This window comes from Halorubrum sp. SS7 (assembly GCF_005435055.1).
GTDB classification, from domain to species: domain Archaea; phylum Halobacteriota; class Halobacteria; order Halobacteriales; family Haloferacaceae; genus Halorubrum; species Halorubrum salinarum.
Map to the genome: position 1 here is coordinate 1 of NZ_SGXV01000144.1, position 218 is coordinate 218.

A 218-nucleotide genomic window follows, 5' to 3' on the forward strand; every position below is an offset into this window, starting at 1 on the left:
GACCGATCCCGCTCGTCGAGCCGGTCACGAATGCCTGCCGGCCCGTACAGTCAACATCTTCGACGCCCGCGATGCGCTCCGGGTCACCGGTCATGCGGTCATTTTGTTCCCGAAGCACTTGAGCGCGACCACGATCGATCGAGCGCGTCTCTCTCCTCGCCTCACTTCGCGAAGTAGCTGGTGAAGAGGCCTGAGGGGAAGGAGCTGATTGCCACCGG